This is a genomic window from Massilia sp. TS11, assembly GCF_022012445.1.
Lineage (GTDB): Bacteria > Pseudomonadota > Gammaproteobacteria > Burkholderiales > Burkholderiaceae_D > Telluria.
This window is the reverse complement of record NZ_JAKLTS010000002.1, coordinates 88,846-107,666: the sequence shown is the minus strand read 5'-3', so window position 1 is coordinate 107,666 and position 18,821 is coordinate 88,846. Positions and strand designations below refer to the sequence as shown.

Genomic DNA, 18,821 nt, shown 5'->3' with positions numbered 1-18,821 from the left:
TCGAAAATAAGTCTTAGGCACCCTTCATCACGAAAGGCGAATACCAAATGATGCGTCTACGCGAAGAAGGAAGCGTTGTTCGGGAACGTACGTTGCACAGACATTAGACGATGCCCAAACGCGCCCTACGCTTCCCGTACAGTTTTTCACATAGACGCTTTAGGAAAAGGTCGAATTCAATTCCTATACTTGAGTTTTTCCATCTCAAAACGCTTTCAGAAGGACGAATATTGAGCAGCTTCGGCTCGAAGTATAAGGACCTACATTTTTTTCCCGAAGTTGACGGACGCTACCCCTACAAAGTGAAGAAAATCTCCTAGGACTTTGACTCGTCGGAATGGAGGGAACCACCGTGAATAAGATGGGGACATAGTCCCCATCAGCTCTTAACGATAGCGAATTGAACGTGTTTATGCGGACTGTTCGGTCGCAACCATTGACTTGCCACCGGCGGCGCGACGACGCTCAGAAAGCATTTCATAGCCAGGCGGAGCGATTTGCTTGATGCGGGCAGTAAGCGGTTCACGATAGAGTGTCAACAGGATTTCCTTCGCATCTGCCCTCAGTTCAGGATGCTCGTTTACCAACCCAAGCAGCTCTGCCCACTCTGATTTGGCTGCTTCAATTGTGTTGCTCACAATCTTGGGAATCGTTGGCGCAACCCCGTTCATGTGCTCATCAAGTGCAAACAGTTCGCACATTTTTTCGATGCAATCAACACTCTCGTCCGACAGTTTGATTTTGATATCCATTTTTGATCCTTTCATTAGTTAAGGGAGCCATTTTTATCTGCTCAGATACTGGCTGTCCTCGACAGCACTGCCAAATGGCATTCCAAATGTTAGAGATCGATCGTTGGATTTGTGCGAGTTTTTTCCACTTAAAAATCATTGACTTATAAAGATGCATTGTAATTACATCTTAAAACACTCTTCTCACAACCTCCTTTTGAGAACAGTTAGGGGAAACACGCCGATGATTCTGAGACTGGTTTGGTCGCGTTTAGAAATTGAATCGCCACCGCTCTGCTAGACACTCTGCAGCAGTAAGGAATGCCGCTTTTCAAACTCCTCTGGTGACAGCTTTACATTGAAACAATGTCGGCGTTGCAGATTGTTTAACATCTCAATGCAATCAAAGACATCCTGTCTGGCTCCCTCTCTTGTCGAGCAAAACGCCCGATCAGGGATGATGACGTCAACAGCACTGTAAAGCGAAATCTTGAAGATACTGCTTGGAAGCAGAATTCAAATGCTAGCGAGCTTGTAGACGCAGCTAAAAGGCAAGAAGTTATGCATCCGACCGGCGATGTTGGCCAGCACATACCGCGATCAGGCTTCGCGGATCGAAGTCGCTAGCCTTTCCACAAAGACGTTGAAAGTATTGCCTCAACCTGTCTTCCGAAGGGCACAAGGACTACACATTAAACGAACATCTTGTAACGTAGTCAGCATTCAAGGAGCAGTTCATGGAACCGATTAAGTACATTGCCTACTACCGCGTGAGTACCCAGAAGCAAGGCGCCTCCGGTCTCGGACTTGAAGCGCAAAGGGAAACCGTGGCCCGCTACCTGGGCGCCGGCGCATCCGAATTGATTGGGGAGTTTATCGAGACTGAAACGGGTAAAGGCGCCGACGCGCTAACGAAGAGGCCGCAGCTTCGTGCGGCGCTAGAAGCCTGCCGGAAGTCAGGCGCGAAGTTGTTGATCGCGAAACTCGACCGCCTGGCCCGCAATGTACACTTTATCACCGGCTTAATGGAGACGGCGAAGGGCAACGGTAGGAATGCAGTTACGTTTGTCGCGTGTGACATGCCAGAAGCGAACGACCTAACCATTCACATAATGGCTGCATTCGCAGAGCACGAAGCCAAGCGGATCAGCGAGCGCACCAAGGACGCTTTGAAGGCCGCTAAGGCTCGCGGAATGCGTCTCGGTGCCGCTGGTGCTGCTAACCTCCGGCCCAACATCGAAATGCGTCAGGCGGCTGCTGACGGCTTCGCACAAAAAATGCGCGGCCAGATTGAGGGGTTTAAGCTGCGCCGCCTGTCGCAGCGCCAGATGGTTACGGAACTGAACAACCTCGGGATTCGCACAGTCAACGGCTGCAACTGGTCCCTAGTCCAGCTACAGCGTCTCATTAGGCGTTTGCATGTCCCGAAGACCGCAGATCAAACGCCGTGAATCCGGTCTTTCTTGGAAATCCTCGTATCGTTGTGGGAAATCCATAAGGCAGGCAAAATGCTTCAAATGCTATTGAATCCACCTTTATAGTTAACTCGATATGCCACTTACCATATCCGCAATCGCAGTAGATCGAGATGACCGCCTGCTATCCTATTGTGTGTCTGCCAAATGCAGTTACAGAGATTTCCTGGCACTGACTGCGGGCGCAGAAGAGAACTTGAGTATCCAACGAGGGATCATTAAGGGAACGAAGGCGTATGCAACGCTGAGAAGTGACTTAAAACGGGGTTGCGTTCTCCCTCCTATCGTGTTAGCGGTGACGCTCGAATTGCGCCGTGCGCCCGCAGACTACTTCGCTGACACAGATCTCGCGGGTCTCTCAGAAGCGCTTTCGTGCCTTACAGCGCCGCAAGTCTACATCATCGACGGATTGCAGCGGACGAATGCACTCAGGCAGACAGCCGCCGAACTAGCCGATGACGCGCTTGAACAGTTTTTGGGCCGTCCGCTTCGGATCGAGGTGTGGCTGAATATTCCGTTCGGCGCAGTTGCGTACCGGATGTTGTTGTTAAACGCCGGTCAGCGTCCAATGTCTGTAAAACAACAGGTCGAGGTGCTAAGCTCGAAACTTGTCGATGACCTTGCTGACATACCGCATCTGTCGATATTCCGGGCCAATGACGCTCGCCGACGTGCTCAGCCTGGACAATTCTCGCTGTCGAAGCTCGCGCAGGCTCTTCAGGCATGGCTGCAGGGCCAACCAAACCTTGACTTGCGGAACACCGTTATGGAGGAGTTACTTGCTGATTCTGCCATCAATGTGCTCGGAAACAGTGCCGGCGCCGGAAATGACGGAGAAGGCCCAGCAGAAGATGGTTTCAAAAAATTTGTCAACTGGCTCGTCGAGCTAGATTTAGCTGTCGGCGCCGACCATCTTCATTTCTTGGGTAATGAAACGGCGCTTCTGGGCATCGCCGCAGCGGTCGGTTCACTTGAGCGCAGTGAAAAATTATCAAAGCGCCTTTGGCCATCGCTCACTGAACTTTTGGACCAGGTCAAGTTGAATGGTGCTGATGCCATCGCTGTATCGACTTTTGAACGACTACGCCAGGGGATTGACTCTTCAAAGGAAAACGTCGGCGTAGCGACCCGAGAGATGGTATTCGTGGCCTTCAAGGAATTTATCCGCGATGGCGGTGACACACCCATGGAGGAATGTTGGCAAATAGCAGCTGCGAGCAAAGCGTAATATGCTACCCACCCCTTTCTGCCAATATTTCCAGCTGGGGCAAGGAACGACGTTCGAACAGTTTCTTGACCGCCTAGACTTTCAATACGATGACCGCCTTGATGGCCTTCTGGCAAGTGAGGAAAGTCGAGCTGCCGCGCTGGAATCGTTAGCAACCGCTTACGACGTTGAGATTGCAAGATGTGTTGCCCCTGTTGAGAAATGGAGGTATTCCGCAGTTCAGTCGGAAGGGTGGACTTCTCATGTATGGTTGCTCGGAAACCTGGAGCAGTCACAAGGAAACCTGCACGATGTTCTCGCGGTGCCGACTGATTTGGAGTCTCTGATATTGCATTTTCTAGTCGCTGACCAACGACAATGGCAAGGTAAACTTTGGAATAACCCGGAACGCGTAAATTGGCGAAGCGTGCTTAGCGGCCATGCGCTCATTGCTTGCCCACGTGATCCTGGCCTTAATTCAGCCAACCTGAGACGGTTGATTGCTGCCATTTTCAAGATTGAACATGCCGAATTGCCCCGCATAACCGTTGCAAGCTCGCTTATCGAACTTGCATCGAGTATTACGGTCAAGTCTTCCGAAGTGCTTAACACACTTTCTAAGACGAAGTTACTCTCAGAGGCCGTGGCTGAGATGCATCCCAAGTGGAGGTTCCTATCGTTCTACCGTATTGTCGAGAACGCTTACCTGACGAATATAAAGAAACGTTTTATCCAGTCCTTCGATATCGACGCAAAGAACGCCGTAAAAGAGGCAGAAAAAAGCCTGCAGAGCGAAATGAATCAACTGAATGCTCTTGCCGAAGAGAACGATCTGATTCCGGCATTTGAACCTTTCAATGCCCAGTTCGATGTCCTCCTGGCTGCGCAAAATCGGTTCATACATTCCATTGAGCGTAGCGCTAGCGAAGAACCCCTTTATAAAATGCAAGGAACCTATAAGAAAGCGGTTGTTCGTTTCTATAAGTTGCGCTGTTCGATCGCGCATGGCGGGACATCCTCAACAATTTTCGAGGAACACCAGGATGGCAACGATGCGTTAACGTCTCTCATGGCCGACGTAGAAGCAATTGCAATGAAGTGTCTGGAACTTGAATTGGATTAAGCGCAGAATTTCCCACGCTCGCGCCCAGGGCATGCGGGTCGCCAGCGGCTACATCAAATCTCTCATATACTAGCGCTCTGGTTTTCTCAGGTGCATCACTGAGGTGATGCACATTTGGCTAAGTCTCGACACCAAATAGCAAACAAATTTCTTAAGAATCAAATGGTTATGTTTCTTGGTGTGGATCGATGTGAGTCCAGCTATCACCACCAGATATTCGATAAGCCGTTGATTCGTAAGGATCAACGGCTTTTTCATTTGGGCCGGATGCGCTTTGTGTGACATCTGGCTGCAAATGCCTGACCCTCTCTCGCCACCGGTTTGTCCATAACTAGCAGCGGCGATCCCTATCCAGCGTTGCCCAGGCCGACACCCGTCCCTACCACATGCGCAAATGCGATTTGACCGTCCTGTACGTATCAGAGATACTTCTTAGGCATTTGGTAGCCTATGCGCAACACACGATACGCGGTAATAACAATTTGAGTCACTTTCTAGGAGACGGGAAATGCAATTCAAATATCAATCCTTGGCAAGGGCAGTGACGGTCGCCATGCTTGTCGCCGCAGCGCCCATGAGCGTTTTCGCGGCTGAGCGCGGCACGGAGCAAGAAGCCGTCGAGATGGTGAAAAAGGCGGTTGCGCTGATTAAATCGGCCGGCCCGGAAAAGGCCTATAAAGTCTTCACGGAACACCCGGATGGTGCATTCAAAGACCGCGATCTTTACGTTTTTGTCTACGACTTCGAGGGCAATTGCCTGGCGCAAGGCGCCAATCCCCGCATGGTTGGCAAAAACCTCATCGGCCTAAAAGACTACGACGGTAACGCATTCATCAAGGGGATGATCGACATGGTCAAGGCGTCGTCGAAAGGCGTCTACGGTCCCTATAAATTCACCAATCCGAACAGCCAAGGCTATGAATGGAAGAAATCGTACTGCGAACGTGGCGCAGGCGATACGATGGTGTGTGTGGGAACTTACTTCGTGAAGTAGAAATTAGCTTCGAACTTGTGAAGGGACGCAAAAGGCAATCTTTTGAAGAACTTCACAAGTCCCGCACAATCCAGGCTTCTGATCTGCACGCGCATTCATCAGATGCCGCTGAAACCCGCCGACGTCATATGCCGCGGCACCACCAGACATTGGCTCTGAGTGTCATAACTGACGAGGCCATTGTTCTGCGAAAGGATGGCGTTCACGGACACCATCTGCAAGGAATCGGGCACCGGGCAATCGCCGTTACGCGCATAAATGGCAAACCACACGGGCACGGCGGACAGGGCCTGCATGTTCTCGTGGGCCTTGATATGGGCGTAGGGCAGATAGTAGTTGTCGGCGTAGAGCGTCAGGCACTTGACCTCTACTTCGATATTCTTTCGCCGTAGCAGAAAATCACCGCGCTTGATCCGCATATTGGCGGCGGCCGTATAAGCCTCAAACGACTCCGGGTCCTGGCTGATTTTTTCCGGTATCAGATTCGCCTGCTTGGCCTCTTCAAAAAACTGCCATTGCGCGCGAATGCCCGCACGGTACCAGTCTTGCGCCAGCAAATTGTAGGACGCGTGGGCACCGACGATAGACGGCTTCCACTCGGGCGCCGCCTGATAAATGATGGCGTCGGACGTAATGCCATCGAATTGGCAAAGACCTTCAAACGTGTCCGCGTAATGCGCGGCGATAGAACCGTCGGGGCGACGGATAATGAGGTGATAACCCATCTACATTCGCTCTCTGCGGGCCACTGGCATCGTCGTGCACGCCAGCTTTCTGGCCTCCTGAATCAAACACGCTGGCGATTCTGGGTGATCCCATCCGTTGTTGCAACAGATTCGCGGCGCGCGCATCGCGCAAATCCTACAAAGCACAAAAGATGGCGCGCTTAGGAGAGCACAAAACAGGACCACCACCGTCCGTTGCGGACGGTGGTGGTGTCAGGCGCGGCGATTACTTGCGCTTGTCGGCGCTCTTGTCACGCTCGGCGCGGAACTCGGAGTCGCTCGCCCAGTTCGGCCAGCTGCTGCCATTGGCCAGGTCGCGGCCCAGGCCGTAGAGCAGCTCGAGGTCGCGCGCCACGCCGGTGAAGGGCCAGCTGGCGCTCCACTCGTCGGACGGCTGGTGGTAGTTCTTCTCGATGTAGGCTTCGTCCAGGGCCTTGCCGGCCGCCTTGCCACCGTCGACCAGATCGTCGCCGCTGCCATACGAAATGGCCGGCACGCCGCGCTTGGCCATCGGGAAGTGGTCGCTGCGGAAGAAGTGGCCGGCTTCCGGATACGGGTCCGGCGAGTAGCTGAGGTTCCACTGCTTGGCCTTGGCCACCAGCGCATCGAGCAGATCGAGCTTGGCGCTGCCCGAAATGGTGAAGTTGCGCGCCGGGCCGTGCGGGCTGAAGCCGTCCATGTTGATCATGCCGACCGTCGTCGCCAGCGGATACACGGGGTTGGCCGCGTAGTACTCGGAGCCGAGCAGGCCGCGCTCTTCGGCCGTCACAGCCAGGAACACGATGCTGCGCTTGGGCGCCGGCTGCTGCTTGGCGTGGGCGCGCGCCAGCTCCAGCAGGGCGGCAGTGCCGGTCGCATTGTCGACGGCGCCGTTGTAGATCTTGTCGCCCTTGGCGTCAGGTTGGCCGACGCCAAGGTGGTCCCAGTGGGCCGAGTAGATCACGGTCTGCTCCGGATGCTCGCTGCCGTCGATCCGCGCCAGCACATTCTTCGACTTGATCACCTGGGCCTTGACGGCGTAGTGCGCGCTCAGGCTCACGCCTTTCAGCTCGACCGGCTTGAAGTCGCGCGTCTGCGCCTGCTTCTTCAGGGCTTCGAAATCGAGGCCGGCGCGCTTGAAGATGTCGACCGTCAGATCGCGCTGGATCCAGGCTTCCACCGGGGCGTGCGCTTCCTTCGGGTTCTTGCGCACGATGTCGTACATGGTGTTGGTGTTCGAGTTCTTCACCGTGTTCCAGCCATACGAGGCGGGCGCCGTTTCGTGCACGATGATGGTACCGACCGCGCCGCGGCGCGCCATCTCTTCGTATTTGTAGGTCCAGCGGCCGTAGTAGGTCATGGCCTTGCCGCCGAAGTCGCCCTGGCCGGTTTCGAAGTCGGGGTCGTTGATCAGCACCACGGCCAGCTTGCCCTTCAGGTCCATGCCCTTGAAGTCGTCCCACTGGCGCTCGGGTGCGGCCACGCCGTAGCCGACGAATACCAGCGGCACCTTGTCGAAGTCGACGCGCTTGGCGCCAGTCATGGCGGCGCGGAAGGCCACGTCTTCGCCCTGCTTCAGGCTCAGGGTCTGGTCGCCGCTGTGCAGCGTCAGTGTGAGCGGGCCTTCGATGTCGAAGCGGCCCAGCGGCACATCCTGGGTCCAGCCACGCTTGCCGTGCACAAGGTCGCCGCCGGGCTTGAGGCCGGCCGCCTTGAACTGGTCGATCAGGTATTTGACGGTCTTGGTTTCGCCCACCGAATTCGGGGCGCGGCCTTCGAATTCGTCGGAGGCGAGGATCTTTACATGCTGGGACAGCTGGGCGGGCGCGAAGCTGGGCGCGGTTTGCGCCTGTGCCGCGAAGGCGGCGACGATCAGCGTGGACAACAGGACTTTCTTCACTACGGGCTCCTTGGTAAGGGTCATGTCTGAGTCCACGGTGCTTGTGGTCGCCTCGCAAGGCCGCCGCGGACCGCCCGCTATCTTACTCGCTTGCCCGCAGATTTGTGGGGTATCCTTGTCAGCCTTTGCATCCCGAGGATTCCGCATGAACGCTTCCCGTCTGCTGTGGCCCCTGCGTGCCACCGCCATCGCCGCCAGCCTGCTGTGCCTGAACGCTGTCTTGACGCCCGCCCAGGCCGCCGCGCCGGCCGCCCAGGCCGTGTCGCCGGCCAAGCAGCAGCTCGACCAGCTGGCCGCGCGCTTCCACGTGGCGCGCGCCAAGTTCGATCCGCTGCTGTTCGCGACCGCCAACGGCGACAGCCGCTACGACGATCAACTGGGCCTGGCCATTTCGCCGGCCGTGCGGGCGCGCCAGTTCGCGCTCTACCGCAAGATGCAGGACCAGCTGCACAAGCTGGCGCGCGCCACGCTGGCGCCGCAGGATCAGCTGACCTATGACCTCCTGGCCTACGAGCTCGATGCCGCGCTGGCGCTCGCGCCCTTCCCCGAGCACCTGCTGCCGCTGAACCAGTTCGACAATGTGCCCAGCACCCTGGCCAACTACGCCAGCGGCACCGGCTCGCAGCCGCTGCAGACTGTGCCCCAGTACGAGGCCTATCTGAAGCGCGTGCGCGCGCTCAGCGTGTGGATCGATCAGGCCCTGGTGAATATGAAGGAAGGCATCCGCCAGGGCATCGTCCAGCCCAAGGCCATCACCCAGGCCATGCTGCCGCAGTTCCAGGCCCTGCGCGCGGCCACGCCGGAAAAGAGCATCTACTACTCGCCGGTGCTGCGCCTGCCGGCCAGCTTCAGCGCGGCCGACAAGGCGCGCCTGACGCGCGGCTACCGCGATGCCGTGGCCAAGCTCAATCCGGCGCTCGACCGCCTGGTCGCCTTCATCGAAACCGACTACCTGGCCGCCAGCCGCGCCAGCACCGGCTGGAGCGCCCTGCCCAATGGCGCCGCCTGGTATCAGGCGCGCATCACCGACAGCACCAATCTCAAGCTCACGCCGCAGCAGATCCACGAACTCGGTCTGAAGGAAGTGGCGCGCATCCAGCGCAGCCTGGCCGACGTGGCCGCGCGCATGGGCTACAGCGGCCCGCTGGCCCAGTTCCCGCAATGGGTCAGCGCCAATCCGGCCTACAAGCCCTTCAAGTCCGAAGCCGAGGTGCTGGACGCCTACCGCCAGATCTACGGCGTGGTCGACGCCAAGCTGCCCGCCTATTTCAGCCTGCTGCCGAAGGCGCGCCTGGCGCTCGAACTGGAGCCGGAACTGACGCGCGCCACCGCCTCCGACCACTACACGCCGCCAGCCGCCGACGGCTCCCATCCGGGCGTGTTCTGGCCGGTCGTGAACGATCCCAAGGACTACAGCCGGGTGGGCATGGTCAGCCTGCTGCTGCACGAGGGCGTGCCCGGCCACCACCTGCACGCGGCCCTGCTGAAGGAACTGCCGCTGCCGGACTTCCGCAAGTTCAGCACCGAAAACCAGAACAACGCCGCCTACACCGAGGGCTGGGCCCTGTACTCGGAAACCCTGGGCAAGGAATTCGGTCTGTATGAAGACCCGGTCGCCTACTACGGCCACCTGAACGCGGAAATGCTGCGCGCCGTGCGCCTGGTGGTCGACACCGGTATGCACGCGCTCGGCTGGAGCCGCGAGAAGGCCATCGCCTATGCGATGGAGACCCTGGGCGCGAGCGAGGCGCGGGCGCGCAACCAGATCGAACGCTACATGGTCTGGCCGGCCCAGGCGCTCAGCTACAAGATCGGCGCGCTGAAGATCCTGGAACTGCGCGAGCGGGCCCAGCAGGCGCTCGGTCCGAAGTTCAGCTACCCGGCCTTCCATGCCGTGGTGATCGGCGACGGCACCCTGCCCCTGCCCATCCTCGAAGCGCGCGTGGACGCCTGGATCGCCCGCACAAAATAGCTTTTTGGAAATAGGGCGTACAATGGAGCATCTTTTCCAACACGATGCTCGCTTGCCCATGCGCCCGTCCCGCCTGCCCCGACTGCTGTGCGCCGCCCTGCTGGCGGCCGCCGCTGTGCCGGCCTGGGCGGCGGGCTGCACGCGCCCGCTGAACGTGCCGCTGGCGCCGCTGGGCGTCAGCGTCATCGTCGAGGGCGAGCATGTCAGCGGCATCTATCCGCGCCTGCTCGAACGCATCAGCGACCGCACCGGCTGCCAGTTCAAAACTTCGGTGGTGCCGCAGGCGCGGCTCGAGGCCCTGTTCGCGGCCGGCGGCGCCGACATCATGGCCCCGGCCAGCCAGACGCGTCGGCGCGATCAGCTCGGCAGCTTTGTGGCGCTGATGGAAACGCGCGCCATGCTGCTCTCACTCGACAAGGCGTATGCCAGCGTGCACAGCCTCGATGAGCTGCTCGGTCTTAAGGAAGTGCGCGTGGCCGTGGTGCGCGGCAATGACTATGGCGAGGCCTACCAGAACGCCGTGCACCAGCTCGAGCTGCAGGGCCGCCTCTACCGCGAGAACGATCCCGAACATGTGGCGCGTCTGCTCACGGCCGGGATGGCCGACGTCGCCCTGATCACACCGATGAGCCTGGCCCACGCGATCAAGAGCGACAGCCGCACCGCGCCCGCCCTGCCGCGCCTGCGCATGACGGCCCTGCGTGAACTGGGCTGGCGCGCCAGCGGCGTCTATCTGTCGCTGACGAGCCTGAACGCGGCTGAACGCGACTACCTGGCCCACCAGTTCCGCGAGCATTTCCGTACCGACGAGGTGTGGGATGCCTACAAGCGCTACTACCCGCCCGAGGTGCTGGCCGTCAGTGTCCGCCGGCGCTGAGCGTGGCCGGCACGCGCAGCAGGCCCTGGCTTTCCATCTTCTGCAGCACCTTGCCCAGGCGCTGGGCCAGCTCGCGGTGCTGCGGCGCCAGCCACAGATAGCTGGCCTCGCGCTCGAAGCGGACGATGCGCAGGCTGGGATCGCGCAGCTCCGGCACCAGGCTCAGCACGCTGGCCAGGCCGACGCAGGCATCGACCCGGCCCAGCTTGGCCATGCCGACACAGGCTTCGTAGGAGCCGACCACTTCACGCGCGGCCACCTCGCGCGTATTCGATTCGACCGCCTTGGCCCCGCGCATATAGGCGATGCGATAGGGTTTGAGGTCGCGCCAGCTGCGCGGGTGCAGGGTCTCGGAGGTGGTGACGGCGAGGAATTCGCCATAGGTCAGGGCCGGCTCGACGCGCACGGCCTCGGGCATCTCGTCATTGAAATTGCGGGCGCGCGCGATGTCGCCATCGAACTGGCCGCTTTTGAACGCCATCAGCGCGCGCGCCGGCGGGTTGTAGGTCAGGCTGATGCCGATACCGGCGCGGCCGGCGGCGGTATCGAGGATCTCGCGCAGGTGCTGGGTCATCGGATTGTCGAGCGGCGTGGGCGATACCAGGCGCAACACCGGCTCGGCGCCGGCGCTGTGCAGGCAAGCCAGCAAGACGAGGCCGGCGGCAGAGCGTAACAACATGTTTGATCAGTCTAGCTACCAATAAGCGCATCATACCAAGAGCCTGCGCGCCACGTCGGTATGAAATTGCATCAAACTTTTCGCGTTAGAATCGCGCATCGCCCCTGACCGAGGATCCCATGCCGCGTTGTGCTTCCCTTCTGCTTGGCGCCCTGCTCGCCAGCGCCCTGCCCGCCCAGGCCCTGCCGCCCGCCCTGCAGGAACTGGTCGCCTTCGAGCACAAGCTGCTGGCGATCGAACATGTCGAGCTGTGGGACGGGCGCGGCGGCGCGCCCCTGGCCGATGCCACGGTCCTGATCCGCGACGGCCGCATCGCCGCCGTCGGCCCGGCCGGCCAGGTCGCCATTCCCGATGGCGCCGTGCGTCAGGACGGGCGCGGCCACAGCCTCACACCGGGTTTCGTGATGGTGCACGAGCACCTGTTTTACCCGCTCGTGCGCGGTTCCTATGGGGCGATGTTCAATAGCTTCCCGGCCCTGTATCTGGCCGGCGGCGCCACCACGATCCGCACGGCCGGCTCGATGAGCCCGTTTGCCGACCTGAACCTCAAGCGCGACATTGCGGCCGGCCTCGCGATCGGCCCCGACATGGACGTGACGGCACCCTATTTCAACGGGCCCGAGCGCTTCGTCAGCCAGGTGCCGCGCGTCGATTCCGACCAGCAGGTCGAACGCATGGCCGCCTACTGGACCCAGGAAGGGGCCACCAACTACAAAGCCTATATGACGCTGCGCCGCGCCCAGCTCGGCACCCTGATCCGCAGCGCCCATGCGCGCGGCCAGAAGGTCACGGCCCATCTGTGCGGGGTCACCTATGCGGAGGCGGCCGCGCTCGGCATCGACAATCTTGAACACGGCTTCTTCGCGGCCAGCGATTTCGTCGCCGACAAGAAGCCCGACGAATGTCCGAGCCCGCAGCGCATGCTGGCCAGCCTGAACGCGCTCCCGCTCGACAGCCCGGCCATGCGCGCCCTGCAGCAGCAGCTGATCGCACGCAAGGTCGCGCTGACCTCGACGCTGACCGTGTTCGAAACCTTCGCCGGCGGCCGCCCGCTGGCCCCGGCCGGCGCCCTCGATCTGCTCACGCCCGAGCTGCGCGAGGGCTATCTGCGTGGCTACAGCGAGCGCGCGAATGCGCCCGGCAATGGCTACACGGCCCTGCTGCCGAAGGCCATGGCCTGGGAGAAGCAATTCTTCGACGCCGGCGGCCTGCTGCTGGCCGGCACCGACCCGACCGGCTATGGCGGCGTGGTGCCCGGCTACTCAAATCTGCGCCAGGTCGAACTGCTCGAAGAAGCCGGCCTGAGCCGCGCCCAGGCCCTGCAGGTATCGACCTGGAACGGCGCCCGCTATCTGGGCCGTGAGGCCGAGGTCGGCAGCATCGCCGCCGGCAAGCGCGCCGACCTGATTCTGTTCAAGGGCAGCCTGGCCGCCGGCGCGCGCGCCTGGCCGCCGATCGTCTGGACCATGAAGGCCGGCGTGGCCTACGACCGGGCGCGTATCCTTTCCGCCACAAAGGGGCGGGTCGGACTTGAGTAAGCACAGCAGATGTAAGAAAGGACACCGCGCTGTAACAATTTGTCTTTAGGCTTGAAGACGTGATGCGCTTGCTTGCATCATGGTGGTCAAGCTTAAAGGAACATAATCATGCAGCGCATCGTCGACTTCTTCCAGAACCTGTTTTCCTCATCCCGCATCGATGCCGATGATGAGCTGATGGGGCCGATCGATTTGTCCGATCCTTACTGCGCCAGTCTCGTTCAGCAACTCGAGACGCAATAAAAAAATCCCGCATGTCGCGGGATTTTTTTTGTCCAGACTGCCCGGCAGCGATCAGCCGCCCGGCGCCCCGGGGCGCGTTTCCACCAAACGGCAAACGCGTTTGATATTGGCGACCGGCACGCCCGACTTGAGTGAGTCGGCAATGCATTGGGCCTTATCGGGGGTCGAAGCGGCGACGATCACGAAGATCACCGCCACTGCGCCCACCAATCCGAGCAGTATCGCCAAGCCTTTCAACAGATCCTTGTCCATACTGGCTTCACCAAAATCAAAAGAATTGCGCTAATAATCTATTCTAGACCAAGCTGTAAAAAATACATACTTGGTTAAAAATAAATAACAACCGGAAATACTAATTGTCGATACGCAATAATAGCCAATTCTGCCCGCGCGGGCCAGTGCTTTAATCGTAGTAGGCCGGCGCGTGCTTGATGCCGGCGTTCTGGGCCGCATCATGCTGGATCCACAGGGTCGCCTTGTTGTCCTTCAGGAACTGCGCGGCCGCTTCCATCGTCTTGACCGACTGCTCCTTGTCGAAGTTAAAGCTCGGCACGCCCTTGCGTTCCCAGTTCTCGGTGAAATGCACGAGGTCGCCCGAGATCAGCAGATTGCCGGTCTTCGGCAGCTTGACGAACAGGGCCTGGTGGCCGGGCGTATGGCCGAGCATGCGCTTGATGGTCACGCTGCCGTCGCCGAACACGTCGAGGTCGCCGCTGAGCTGCTTGACGGGATTGGCCTTCAGGGTCGGATAGGTGGCCGGGTCGTTGTTGTACTTGCGCGCATCGGGACCGAAAGCCGACTCGTACTCTTCCTTCTGCATCAGCAGGATCGAGTTCGGGAACAGGCCGACATTGCCGATATGGTCGAAGTGCATGTGCGACAGGCCGAGATAGGTGACGTTCTTCGGCTCGATGCCGATCTGGGCGAACTGGCCGGCCAGGGTCTTCGGCATCTTGATGTGGAACAGCGGCGAGGGCTTGACCCCGTCCGACTGGGCGTTCAGGGCGTCATTGAAGCCGGTGTCCCAGATCAGCGTGCCTTTCGGGTGCACCACCAGGTAGCAGCTGTCGACCAGGGTCTTGGGCTTGCCCACGTCGACGCCGGGGCTGAACACGGAGATGTCCGACACATTCACGATGCCGCAGTCGAACACATAGAGTTTGAGGGCGGTGGCGTCGGCGGCCATGGCCTGGCCGGCCAGCAGGCCAAGGCCTGCGATCAGGGAACGGAGCTGCATGATGTCCTTTCTGTTGCGGTTAGGAGAAGGAAGCTTCAGTGCGCATGGCCGCTTGCACGGCCGGGCGCGCTGCCATGCGCGCCATGAACGCGGCCAGCGCGGGCCACGGCGTCAGATCGAACTGCACCCACTGCGACCAGTGCACGGCCACGTACAGATAGGGATCGGCCAGGCACAGGCTGGCGCCGGTCAGGTAGTCCTGGGCGCTGAGCACCTGGTCGACGTAGGCCAGGCGCTTGCGCAGGCTGGCGCGGGCCGCGTCTTTCTCGGCGGCGCTGGCGCCCGGGGTGAACAGGGGGCCGTAGGGCTTGTGGATTTCGCTGTTGATGAAGGCCAGCCAGCTCAGCACCTCGTAGCGGCGCGGATCACCCGGGGCCGGCAGCAGGCTGGTCGCCTCGGCCTGCTCGGCCAGGCATTGCAGCACGGCCGGCACTTCGCTGACCCGCTGGCCGTTGGCCGATTCCAGCACCGGCACATAGCCCTTGGGATTGATGGCGCAAAAGTCGCTGCCGTCGGGCAGGCGCTTGCTGGCCAGGTCGACCTTGACCAGGTCCAGCGGCAGACCCAGTTCCTGGGCCACGATATGCGGGGCGAGCGAGCAGGCGCTCGGCGAGAAATACAGTTTCATACGCGTCCTTGAAAAGCTCAGGGCGCGAAGTCTACTCCGATTTGTGCGGAATTGCAGGACGCCCTAAGCGGCGCCCGCCGGCGCTGCCAGCGGATCGGCCTGACCGGTCTCGGTCGGCGTCACGCGCGGGATGCGCAGCGTGAAGTGGGCGCCCTGGCCGAGCGTGGAACTGACGCTGATCGTGCCGCCGAACTGCTTGACGATCAGGTTGTAGACGATGTTCAGCCCCAGGCCGGTGCCGCCCTGGCCGCGCCGCGTGGTGAAGAAGGGATCGAATACGCGGTCCAGCACATCCGGGGCGATGCCCTTGCCGTCGTCGTCGACGTGGATCTCGACGATGTCGCCGTCGAGGCGGGCGCTGATCTGGATCGTGCCCGGGGTGTCGATTTCAAACGCATGCTCGACGCAATTGAGCGTCAGGTTCGTGATGACCTGGGCGAAGGCGCCGGGGAAGCTGTCGAGCACGATATCGGGCGGACAGGCCAGCACCACGCGCAGCGGCGACTTCTTGAATTTCGGCTGCAGGCTGGCCACCACCTCTTCCACATATTCCTTGAGCGCGAACGGGCGCCGCACCTCACTGGTCTGGTCGACCGCGATCTGCTTGAAGCTGTGGATCAGGTGGGCCGCGCGGTAGGCGTTGTTCATGATGAGCCGGCTCGATTCGCTGGCCGTCTCCAGGTATTTGAGGATGTCCGACTTCTTGACGCCACCGGCATTGACGGCCGTCTGCACCTCGTCGGTGGCCGACTTCAGCACCGAGGCCGAGGTCAGGGCGATGCCGACCGGGGTGTTGATTTCGTGGGCGACGCCGGCCACCAGGCCGCCGAGCGAGGCCAGGCGCTCGGCCTGCAGCAGCGACTCCTGGGTTTGCTTGAGGTCCTGCAGGGCCTTGGCCGTCTCCTGGGCCGATTTGCGGGCCTGGTCCTCGGCCTCGCGGATGCGCTGGATGATGGTCTTCAGACGCCGCTGAATCTGGTTGAAGCCGCGGATCACCTCGCCCAGCTCATCCTTGCGGTCTTCGGGCAGTTCGCCGACTTCCTCCGAGCCGCGCGTGGCCAGGTCGAACAGGCCGTCGCGCAGCTGCTTGAGCGGCTCGAACACGACGCGCAGCGAGAGCGAGAGCGCGAACACCAGGATGATGTCGAGCAGCAGCACCTCGACCACCTTGCGCGTCAGTTCGGAGGCCAGGGCCGCCTCGATCTGGGCGCGGCTGAAATTGATCACGACCTTGCCGACCACCACCGGCTTGATGGCGGCGCTGGCCGAGCCGCCGTCCTGGAACACCAGGCTGGCTTCGACCGGCGTGCCGCCCGGCTCGGCGGCCGGCTGGGCGATCGGCACCAGCTTGCCGTCCGCGCCGCGCATCTTGCCGGCGAACAGGCCCACCGAGGTGTCGTACACACGGATCGCCACCACTTCGGGCGGCAGCATTTCGGCTTCGACGATGCTGTCGACTTTGGATTTGTCGAGGTCCCACAGGGCCGAGGGCAGACTGATCTGCAGGCGCGTGAGCACGCCCTGGCGCAGGCGCTGATTGCTCGCTTCCAGGTCCTTGCCGAGAGAGTATTGCGTGTAGCTACCGGAGATCGCCAGCACCAGGGTGACGATCACCACAAATAACAGCTTCAGACGATTCTGAATACTGAACATCACCCCTCCCGCGCTCTGTGCGCTGCGGTCTTTTTCTGTCAATGTAAAAGAACGCTTGCGTCTTGGCAAGTGAAGGGAAAAGTTTGCTAAGATCACTGCAACCACGGAGGCGCCTATGAGCAAGCTCTACCACCAACTGGCCCTGGCCGAACTGCGGCCCGGTATGGTGCTGTCGGACGAGGTGCAGGATAACAACGGCGCCATTCTGCTGGCCGCGGGCACCGTCTTGACGGTCCCGATGATCGCCTCGCTGGCGCGCCATCAGGTGCACACGGTGGCCGTGGTGCAGGACCCGCCGGCCGACGGCGCTGCGCCGGAAGCGGCCGACGCCGAGGGCCATGCCGTGATGGAAACGCGGCTGGCCCACCTCTTCCGCAAACACGATCCCGACGCCGACATGGACTGGGCCACCGGCATCCTGTGGCGCTATCTGACGGACTTTCGCACGGAAAAGGCGCCCGAACAATGAGCCAACTTGCCCTGGCCGATGTGATGGCCCACCTGGACGACCTGCCGACCTTGCCGGCCGTGGTCATGGACCTGCTCAATAGCATTGATCAGGAAGACGTCGATATCGGGACGCTGGCGAAGAAAGTGTCCTACGACCAGGCGCTGACGGCCAAGACCCTGCGCATGGCCAACTCCGCCTCGCACGGCCTGCAGGTCAAGGTGACGACCATCCAGCAGGCCATCAATTACCTCGGCTTTCAGGCCACGCGCAATCTGGTGATGACGGCCGCGCTGACCGGCTGCTTCCCGCACGGGCGCTGCCGCGGCTTCGACGACCGCGGCTTCTGGCGCCACTCGATCGCCACCGCCTGCGCCGCGCGGGTGCTGGCGCGCCATCTGAAATTCAACCAGGACTATGCGTTCACGGCCGGCCTGCTGCACGATATCGGCCGCCTGGTGCTGGTCACCTGCTTCCCCGACGACTATGCCGAGGTGCTCGAGCACCGCGCCGCGCACGACCTGTTCCTGCTCGAGGCCGAACATGCGGTGCTCGGCCTCGACCACGTGGTGGCCGGGCTGTGTCTGGCCGAGCATTGGCATTTTTCGGAAACGATGATCAGCGCAATTGCCAATCATCATGGGCCGGACCGGCAGGGCGCCGGCTTTCTGGCTGCGATCGTGCACGTGGCCAATGCCATTGTGCACGGTCTGGATCTGGCCCACGACAGCGACGAACTGGTGCCGCCGGTGTCGGGCGTGGCCTGGACGGCCATGGGCCTGGACGAGGCGACCTACCTGCACATCTTCCGCGAAACGGAATTGCACTACGGCGAGATCGCCGCCGTCCTGCTGGCCTGATCAGTTGCGCGTATCCGGCTTCACGTCATTGCCGGCATCATTCGCCTGCGCGGCCGGGTCGGTGCGGGTGTGGCCGGCGCTGGCCATGGTGTCGGCCGTCGGGCTGGCGCTCTGCACGGGTTTGCCGGCCGCCTGGGCGTTGACGTCGCCGGGTTTCGGCCGGCCTTGCGCATCGGACAGGCGGTACTTGGTGCGGCGGTCGCCCATCAGGTCGCGCAGGTCGCGGATGCTCATGCCCGTGACCTCGTGCATGCGGATCAGCAGCGACGCGCCGACCGGCAGGCGGTGGTGGCGGATCTTGCTGATCACCGGCGGGGCCACTTCGAGCGCGCGCGAGAGGGCGGCGTCGTTCTTCAACTGCATCTTGCCGAGCAGAATGTCCAGCAGATGGTTGGGGTTGTAGCTTTCCTGAGATGAAAGTGCATGGTGTGCCATGGTTTTGCCTCATTGGTTGGGTTGAAACAGTTCGGGAGCGAACGTAGTCAAAGACCAATATCCACCCGAGTAAGTTCCCCGAATTCATGTTGGGGACCGCCTTGCCATTCAAACAAA

The 18,821-nt window shown here is 60.8% G+C and carries 19 protein-coding genes; 10 read left to right on the top strand and 9 right to left on the bottom strand.

The features are described from left to right. Window positions 1–410: 410 nt before the first annotated feature. A complete protein-coding gene (locus LZ005_RS04000; RefSeq protein ID WP_237804935.1) occupies window positions 411–752 on the bottom strand; it encodes a hypothetical protein in 342 nt (113 codons plus the stop codon). A gap of 716 nt (window positions 753–1,468) precedes the next feature. On the opposite strand from LZ005_RS04000, the gene LZ005_RS03990 reads away from it, so the two are divergent. The 4 genes from LZ005_RS03990 to LZ005_RS03975 all read left to right on the top strand — a co-directional run bounded on the left by LZ005_RS03990 (window position 1,469) and on the right by LZ005_RS03975 (window position 5,530). Continuing rightward, window positions 1,469–2,182, top strand: a complete 714-nt coding sequence (locus LZ005_RS03990; protein WP_237804933.1) for a recombinase family protein — start codon at window positions 1,469–1,471, stop codon at window positions 2,180–2,182. 220 nt (window positions 2,183–2,402) lie between these two features. Next, window positions 2,403–3,434 (top strand): hypothetical protein, encoded by a 1,032-nt coding sequence (locus LZ005_RS03985; RefSeq protein ID WP_237804931.1) that lies wholly within the window; start codon window positions 2,403–2,405, stop codon window positions 3,432–3,434. 1 nt (window position 3,435) lies between these two features. After that, the gene (locus LZ005_RS03980; RefSeq protein WP_237804929.1) at window positions 3,436–4,536 is read left to right on the top strand and encodes a hypothetical protein; all 1,101 of its coding nucleotides are present in this window, start codon (window positions 3,436–3,438) and stop codon (window positions 4,534–4,536) included. Between the two features lie 508 nt (window positions 4,537–5,044). Then, window positions 5,045–5,530: a cache domain-containing protein gene (locus tag LZ005_RS03975; protein ID WP_237804927.1), complete on the top strand. Its 486-nt coding sequence runs from the start codon at window positions 5,045–5,047 to the stop codon at window positions 5,528–5,530. 98 nt (window positions 5,531–5,628) lie between these two features. Here LZ005_RS03975 and LZ005_RS03970 read toward each other — a convergent pair whose 3' ends face one another. Together LZ005_RS03970 and LZ005_RS03965 are read right to left on the bottom strand one after the other, a co-directional pair. Continuing rightward, window positions 5,629–6,255, bottom strand: coding sequence for a hypothetical protein (locus LZ005_RS03970; protein WP_237804925.1), 627 nt, complete (start codon window positions 6,253–6,255; stop codon window positions 5,629–5,631). 226 nt (window positions 6,256–6,481) lie between these two features. Beyond that, window positions 6,482–8,134, bottom strand: a complete 1,653-nt coding sequence (locus LZ005_RS03965; RefSeq protein WP_373889298.1) for a M28 family metallopeptidase — start codon at window positions 8,132–8,134, stop codon at window positions 6,482–6,484. A gap of 145 nt (window positions 8,135–8,279) precedes the next feature. Between LZ005_RS03965 and LZ005_RS03960 the strand changes: the two genes are divergently transcribed. Both LZ005_RS03960 and LZ005_RS03955 read left to right on the top strand, forming a co-directional pair. Then, window positions 8,280–10,106, top strand: a complete 1,827-nt coding sequence (locus LZ005_RS03960; protein WP_237804921.1) for a DUF885 family protein — start codon at window positions 8,280–8,282, stop codon at window positions 10,104–10,106. Window positions 10,107–10,164: 58 nt separating this feature from the next. Next, on the top strand, window positions 10,165–10,983 hold the full coding sequence (locus tag LZ005_RS03955) for an ABC transporter substrate-binding protein (RefSeq protein ID WP_237804919.1): 819 nt from the start codon (window positions 10,165–10,167) through the stop codon (window positions 10,981–10,983). On the opposite strand, the gene LZ005_RS03950 is transcribed toward LZ005_RS03955, so the two are convergent. Then, the gene (locus LZ005_RS03950) at window positions 10,964–11,662 is read right to left on the bottom strand and encodes an ABC transporter substrate-binding protein (RefSeq protein ID WP_237804917.1); all 699 of its coding nucleotides are present in this window, start codon (window positions 11,660–11,662) and stop codon (window positions 10,964–10,966) included. The genes LZ005_RS03955 and LZ005_RS03950 overlap by 20 nt on opposite strands. Before the next feature lie 119 nt (window positions 11,663–11,781). On the opposite strand from LZ005_RS03950, the gene LZ005_RS03945 reads away from it, so the two are divergent. Both LZ005_RS03945 and LZ005_RS21600 read left to right on the top strand, forming a co-directional pair. Beyond that, window positions 11,782–13,200: an amidohydrolase family protein gene (locus tag LZ005_RS03945; RefSeq protein WP_237804915.1), complete on the top strand. Its 1,419-nt coding sequence runs from the start codon at window positions 11,782–11,784 to the stop codon at window positions 13,198–13,200. Between the two features lie 108 nt (window positions 13,201–13,308). After that, window positions 13,309–13,443: a hypothetical protein gene (locus LZ005_RS21600; RefSeq protein ID WP_269106490.1), complete on the top strand. Its 135-nt coding sequence runs from the start codon at window positions 13,309–13,311 to the stop codon at window positions 13,441–13,443. A gap of 51 nt (window positions 13,444–13,494) precedes the next feature. Here LZ005_RS21600 and LZ005_RS03940 read toward each other — a convergent pair whose 3' ends face one another. The 4 genes from LZ005_RS03940 to LZ005_RS03925 form a co-directional block, all read right to left on the bottom strand. Further along, on the bottom strand, window positions 13,495–13,695 hold the full coding sequence (locus LZ005_RS03940; protein WP_237804913.1) for a hypothetical protein: 201 nt from the start codon (window positions 13,693–13,695) through the stop codon (window positions 13,495–13,497). Window positions 13,696–13,846: 151 nt separating this feature from the next. Next, a complete protein-coding gene (locus LZ005_RS03935; protein WP_237804911.1) occupies window positions 13,847–14,680 on the bottom strand; it encodes an N-acyl homoserine lactonase family protein in 834 nt (277 codons plus the stop codon). A gap of 19 nt (window positions 14,681–14,699) precedes the next feature. Beyond that, complete coding sequence (locus LZ005_RS03930; RefSeq protein WP_237804909.1) at window positions 14,700–15,308, bottom strand: glutathione binding-like protein; 609 nt, start codon at window positions 15,306–15,308, stop codon at window positions 14,700–14,702. 63 nt (window positions 15,309–15,371) lie between these two features. After that, the gene (locus LZ005_RS03925) at window positions 15,372–16,961 is read right to left on the bottom strand and encodes a sensor histidine kinase (RefSeq protein ID WP_237804907.1); all 1,590 of its coding nucleotides are present in this window, start codon (window positions 16,959–16,961) and stop codon (window positions 15,372–15,374) included. A 115-nt stretch (window positions 16,962–17,076) separates the two neighbouring features. Between LZ005_RS03925 and LZ005_RS03920 the strand changes: the two genes are divergently transcribed. Both LZ005_RS03920 and LZ005_RS03915 read left to right on the top strand, forming a co-directional pair. After that, window positions 17,077–17,430: a hypothetical protein gene (locus LZ005_RS03920; RefSeq protein ID WP_237804905.1), complete on the top strand. Its 354-nt coding sequence runs from the start codon at window positions 17,077–17,079 to the stop codon at window positions 17,428–17,430. Further along, window positions 17,427–18,269, top strand: a complete 843-nt coding sequence (locus tag LZ005_RS03915; protein WP_237804903.1) for an HDOD domain-containing protein — start codon at window positions 17,427–17,429, stop codon at window positions 18,267–18,269. Before LZ005_RS03920 ends, LZ005_RS03915 begins: the two co-directional genes overlap by 4 nt. On the opposite strand, the gene LZ005_RS03910 is transcribed toward LZ005_RS03915, so the two are convergent. Then, window positions 18,270–18,704, bottom strand: coding sequence for a hypothetical protein (locus LZ005_RS03910; RefSeq protein WP_237804901.1), 435 nt, complete (start codon window positions 18,702–18,704; stop codon window positions 18,270–18,272). It abuts the gene before it with no gap. Between the last annotated feature and the right edge of the window lie 117 nt (window positions 18,705–18,821).

Excerpts from the sequence above, each read along its gene's own strand:
- LZ005_RS04000 (WP_237804935.1), bottom strand. The coding sequence starts at position 752 with ATGGATATCAAAATCAAACTGTCGGACGAGAGTGTTGATTGCATCGAA.
- LZ005_RS03990 (WP_237804933.1), top strand. The coding sequence starts at position 1,469 with ATGGAACCGATTAAGTACATTGCCTACTACCGCGTGAGTACCCAGAAG.
- LZ005_RS03980 (WP_237804929.1), top strand. The coding sequence starts at position 3,436 with ATGCTACCCACCCCTTTCTGCCAATATTTCCAGCTGGGGCAAGGAACG.
- LZ005_RS03975 (WP_237804927.1), top strand. The coding sequence starts at position 5,045 with ATGCAATTCAAATATCAATCCTTGGCAAGGGCAGTGACGGTCGCCATG.
- LZ005_RS03970 (WP_237804925.1), bottom strand. The coding sequence starts at position 6,255 with ATGGGTTATCACCTCATTATCCGTCGCCCCGACGGTTCTATCGCCGCG.
- LZ005_RS03960 (WP_237804921.1), top strand. The coding sequence starts at position 8,280 with ATGAACGCTTCCCGTCTGCTGTGGCCCCTGCGTGCCACCGCCATCGCC.
- LZ005_RS03955 (WP_237804919.1), top strand. The coding sequence starts at position 10,165 with ATGCGCCCGTCCCGCCTGCCCCGACTGCTGTGCGCCGCCCTGCTGGCG.
- LZ005_RS03950 (WP_237804917.1), bottom strand. The coding sequence starts at position 11,662 with ATGTTGTTACGCTCTGCCGCCGGCCTCGTCTTGCTGGCTTGCCTGCAC.
- LZ005_RS03945 (WP_237804915.1), top strand. The coding sequence starts at position 11,782 with ATGCCGCGTTGTGCTTCCCTTCTGCTTGGCGCCCTGCTCGCCAGCGCC.
- LZ005_RS21600 (WP_269106490.1), top strand. The coding sequence starts at position 13,309 with ATGCAGCGCATCGTCGACTTCTTCCAGAACCTGTTTTCCTCATCCCGC.
- LZ005_RS03940 (WP_237804913.1), bottom strand. The coding sequence starts at position 13,695 with ATGGACAAGGATCTGTTGAAAGGCTTGGCGATACTGCTCGGATTGGTG.
- LZ005_RS03935 (WP_237804911.1), bottom strand. The coding sequence starts at position 14,680 with ATGCAGCTCCGTTCCCTGATCGCAGGCCTTGGCCTGCTGGCCGGCCAG.
- LZ005_RS03930 (WP_237804909.1), bottom strand. The coding sequence starts at position 15,308 with ATGAAACTGTATTTCTCGCCGAGCGCCTGCTCGCTCGCCCCGCATATC.
- LZ005_RS03925 (WP_237804907.1), bottom strand. The coding sequence starts at position 16,961 with ATGTTCAGTATTCAGAATCGTCTGAAGCTGTTATTTGTGGTGATCGTC.
- LZ005_RS03920 (WP_237804905.1), top strand. The coding sequence starts at position 17,077 with ATGAGCAAGCTCTACCACCAACTGGCCCTGGCCGAACTGCGGCCCGGT.
- LZ005_RS03915 (WP_237804903.1), top strand. The coding sequence starts at position 17,427 with ATGAGCCAACTTGCCCTGGCCGATGTGATGGCCCACCTGGACGACCTG.
- LZ005_RS03910 (WP_237804901.1), bottom strand. The coding sequence starts at position 18,704 with ATGGCACACCATGCACTTTCATCTCAGGAAAGCTACAACCCCAACCAT.